Genomic DNA, 3,766 nt, shown 5'->3' on the forward strand with positions numbered 1-3,766 from the left:
GTCTCTCTCGCTCTTTCACGCTCGGTTGTCATGCTTCCCGCCTCTCTCGAGGCTCAGAAAAGATACAGGGCATTCCCGGAACTGTCAACCCCCCTGCCCGATGTGCCTCTCAGGACCGGTCCAGCAGGACCGTTTTCTGCACCTTCAAACCCCCATCCAACGCGTCCTGGGCGTGTTTGCGCGCAGACTCCAGATCGTGGTCACGGAAGTTGCCGCACTCCAGTTCGCTGACGCCGGGGATGGGGCGGTCATGCGCGGCAGTGTCTTTGAGAGCCGATTCAAAAGCTTTGAGAACCCCCTGCTCGTCCGGCTCGCCGATGACCGCCATGTACATACCCGTGCGGCAGCCCATCGGAGATACGTCCACGATGTCAGTCAGGTGATCGCGCAGATACCCCGCCAGCAGATGTTCGAGGGTATGAATGGCGGCGGGTTCGATGGCCCCGGCATTGGGCTGAAGCAGCCGCAGGTCGTACTTGCTGATGCTGTCGCCACGCGGGGTGGTCTTGACTCCGGCCAGCCGGACATAGGGGGCCGTGACTTTGGTGTGGTCCAGATCGAAGGATTCGACGTTTGCCATGCCCTCTATTGTGCCTGTCACCGATGCGTCAGAACGTGGTGAGGGGATGAGGGGCAGCCAGCCTCTCCCCTCCTCCTCAGGCGGCACTCCATATACTGCGCGGCGTGCCCACGTTGACTGACCGTGCTTCCCGCTCCTCTATCTGGCTGCCGCTGCTGATCGCCGCCGTGCTGATCGCCGCAGATCAGTGGCTTAAGGCATGGGCGCTGACTAACCTTGTGGAGGCCGCACCGGCCCGTGTAGTCATTCCTGGCGTCCTGGAGTGGTTCCTGACCTTCAACACCGGCGCGGCCTGGAGCATGTTCAGCGGCAGCGCGGCTCCCCTGGCGCTGGGCCGCCTGCTGGTGGGACTGGGCATTCTGGTCTATCTGTATCTGCGCCCGCAGCACCGCTTTCTGAGCGTGGTGCTGGCCATGATCTCGGCGGGGGCCATCGGCAACGCCATCGACGGGCTTCGCTTCGGCAAGGTCACGGACATGATCCATGCGCCGCCGCTGAGCGCCATCACGCGCGCCATCGGGCAGGGCGACTTCCCGATCTTCAACATCGCAGACAGTTGCGTGGTGGGGGGAACCATCGCGTTGTTGATTGGCAGCTTCGTGATGGACCGCAAACCCAAGACCCACGGCCACGACCCGGACAACGGCATGGACCGGAACTCCTGAGCGACGGTTGCCAGACGCCGAGAACACAACCAAACGCGCCCCCCTCCAGACTGGAAGGGGGCGCGTTCTCGAATCCTGAGTTCAGGTCAGGTCAGGCTTTTGCGGCACTTGGAGCAGACCCGCAGGCGCAGGCGGGTGCCTGCACGGGTGACGGTGAGGGGCTGGAGGTTGGGCTTCTGGACCCGCTTGCTGACGCCAGTGACCTTGCGGCCCACGCCGCCCGCCGCACGGGCCTTACCCCGGCGGATGACCGAGTTCACGACAATCGGTCCCTTTCCGCATACTTCGCATACTTTCGACATGATGGTTTCTCCTTAAATCCGCGCCGGATTTTTTTGCTGTGCCCGGGGGCCTGCGCTCAGCCCCACCAGCGCTGCTGGGGCGGGGCCTGGCAGCACGCCGGACAGAATCCGACAAGCCTTGCGACTGTAGCACACGCCAGTGGACCGGGGAAAGTGGAAAAAAGAAGCGGCAACTCCTGCGCCGTCATCTCCTCAATTCAGGCCCTTCACTTCTTGCCGCAAAGCCTCCAGCTCCCCGCCCAGTTCGGCGGCCCGCACCTTCGCGCCTTCCAGCCGCGTCTGCTCCTGCTCGGTGAAACGGGTATATGGGCTGATGGCATCGCGCAGGCGGGCGTCGGCGCGTTCCTGCTCTCGCTCGTATTCGCGGCGGACGATGGTTTCCAGGGCGGCACGCAGGTTCTCCACTTTGCTGCGGAGCTGCCGGTGCGCCTGCAACCGCTTGTTGGGCAGCACGAACAGGCCCAGGCTGCCCAGGGTCAGGCCCGCCAGGATGCCGCCTGTGAAGTCCAGCGCCGACGCACCGATCAAGGCTCCCAGGCCCGCGCCGATGCCCAGCCCCCCGGCCAGTCCGCCCACCGCGCCTTTCATGGCGTCCTCGGCGTCACGGGCCAGTTGGCGGGCCAGCTCGTTCTCGGTCACGTTTTCCAGGTGATCGTGGGCACTCCCGGCAATGCTTTCCAGCAGCGCGCCCCGGTCATAGGCGAAGCGGGTGCGGGCCACATCGCTGCTGGGCTGGCGGCGGATCAGGAACGCCTGCACGTCCTCCCAGAAATTCAGATTGGCCTCCACGAAGCGGTCGATCATGCTGCCGAACTGACGGTCAATCACATCGGGCAAGTCGGCCACGGCCTCGGTGCGGAATTGCTCTTCCATCTGGCGGCTGTTGATCAGGCCCCGGATGTTGCCGAAACGCAGCTTGTCGTCGATAAAGCGGTCCGCACGCACCTCGAATTCGGAGAGCAGACGGGCCACGCGGTTCAGTTGGCCGTCCAGCTCGCCCAGCATGGTCACGCGGTGGTGTTCGCGCTGGGCCTCCAGATCGCGCAGGATACCCAGGTCCTCACTGAGGGTTTGGCGGGCGGCGTCGGCGCGGGTGATCTCGCCCGACAGCAATTCCGCCGCCGTTCCCAGCGGGCTTTGCAACTTGAGGCGGGTGCGCTCGGTCTGTGACAGGCGCATCTTGAGAACCTCGCGCAGCGCGTGGAAGCCCGGATCGCCGCCGCGCTGCTCGGCCCGCGCGCTGATCAGCAGGACAGGCGGCGTCAGGCCCAGCACGCCGCGCGCCCCAGTCTCCACGAATTCGCGCACCTGCGCCTTCTGCTCCTGGGTTTCCAGCAGATCGGCCTTGTTGACCACCATGATCACGCTGCGGCCCCAGCGGGCGGCCAGACTCAGGAACTGGCGTTCGGACTCGGTGAATGGGCGGTCCGAACTGGTCAGGAACAGCACCAGATCGGCGCGCGGCAGGAAGCCCTCGGTCAGCGCCTGATGCTGGCGGATGATCGCATTGGTGCCGGGGGTATCCACCAGCGCCACCCCCTCCAGACTGGGCAGCGGGTAAGTCAGGCGGCTGACGAAGGGATCCTTGGTGGCCTCCATCTGCCCGGCCTTTTCGCCGTGGACCAGTACGTAAATGCGGTCCGTGGTGGGCGTGACCCCCTCGGGCAGCACCTGCGCGCCCAGCAGCGCGTTCACGAAGCTGCTCTTGCCCGCGTTGAATTCGCCCACCACCACCAGCAGAAAGGTCTCGTCCAGGCTGCGGGCCGCCGTGCGGGCGTGTTCCACCACCTCGGGCGGCGCCCCCTGGGTTTCCAGAAACGCCTGGAGATCGGCCAGCAGCGTGCGCTCACGCGAGAGCAGGGCCTGAACCTGCGGGTTGACCAGAGGGGGGGCCTGCATGCCAGAAGTGTAGAGGACGAAGTCCAGCGCAAGTGTGCGGGCAAGAAAAGAGGGTCTGGACCGGACCACTCGACTGGTACAGAAGCGGCTGAGCGCCGCGCACATCTTCCTCACAGTGACCTTTTCGCCCAGTATTTGCCAGATGTCATTTTGTTCGGGCCGCGCTGGGAGGGCGCTTGCGTTTCCCCCCTCCCAGCCTCCCCCACAAGGTGGAAGAAGCTAAAAAGTAACTACTCAGCGCGAGAAGTCGGGCATGAGGATGTCACCGCGAAATACACTCACGAGGCCCTGCCAGACATGTATGCCCTGCTTGCGAAGTG

General features: G+C 64.8%; 4 protein-coding genes. 1 reads left to right on the forward strand and 3 read right to left on the reverse strand.

Annotated features, from left to right (window positions below; all coding sequences use genetic code 11):
• Window positions 1–109: 109 nt before the first annotated feature.
• Window positions 110–580: an S-ribosylhomocysteine lyase gene (locus Q319_RS0122575; RefSeq protein ID WP_029484654.1), complete on the reverse strand. Its 471-nt coding sequence runs from the start codon at window positions 578–580 to the stop codon at window positions 110–112.
• 92 nt (window positions 581–672) lie between these two features.
• Here Q319_RS0122575 and lspA point away from each other — a divergent pair, with 92 nt between their 5' ends.
• Window positions 673–1,245 carry a signal peptidase II gene (lspA, locus tag Q319_RS0122580; protein ID WP_081846251.1) on the forward strand — a complete coding sequence of 191 codons (573 nt, stop codon included), beginning with the start codon at window positions 673–675 and terminating at the stop codon, window positions 1,243–1,245.
• Window positions 1,246–1,331: 86 nt separating this feature from the next.
• On the opposite strand, the gene rpmB is transcribed toward lspA, so the two are convergent.
• Together rpmB and Q319_RS0122590 are read right to left on the reverse strand one after the other, a co-directional pair.
• Entirely contained in the window at window positions 1,332–1,547 is a 216-nt protein-coding gene (gene rpmB, locus Q319_RS0122585; RefSeq protein ID WP_029484656.1) for a 50S ribosomal protein L28, read from the reverse strand.
• A 192-nt stretch (window positions 1,548–1,739) separates the two neighbouring features.
• Complete coding sequence (locus Q319_RS0122590; protein ID WP_029484657.1) at window positions 1,740–3,446, reverse strand: dynamin family protein; 1,707 nt, start codon at window positions 3,444–3,446, stop codon at window positions 1,740–1,742.
• Window positions 3,447–3,766 lie beyond the last annotated feature (320 nt).

This window comes from Deinococcus marmoris DSM 12784 (assembly GCF_000701405.1).
Classification (GTDB): Bacteria; Deinococcota; Deinococci; order Deinococcales; family Deinococcaceae; genus Deinococcus; species Deinococcus marmoris.

Excerpts from the sequence above, each read along its gene's own strand:
- Q319_RS0122575 (WP_029484654.1), bottom strand. The coding sequence starts at position 580 with ATGGCAAACGTCGAATCCTTCGATCTGGACCACACCAAAGTCACGGCC.
- rpmB (WP_029484656.1), bottom strand. The coding sequence starts at position 1,547 with ATGTCGAAAGTATGCGAAGTATGCGGAAAGGGACCGATTGTCGTGAAC.
- Q319_RS0122590 (WP_029484657.1), bottom strand. The coding sequence starts at position 3,446 with ATGCAGGCCCCCCCTCTGGTCAACCCGCAGGTTCAGGCCCTGCTCTCG.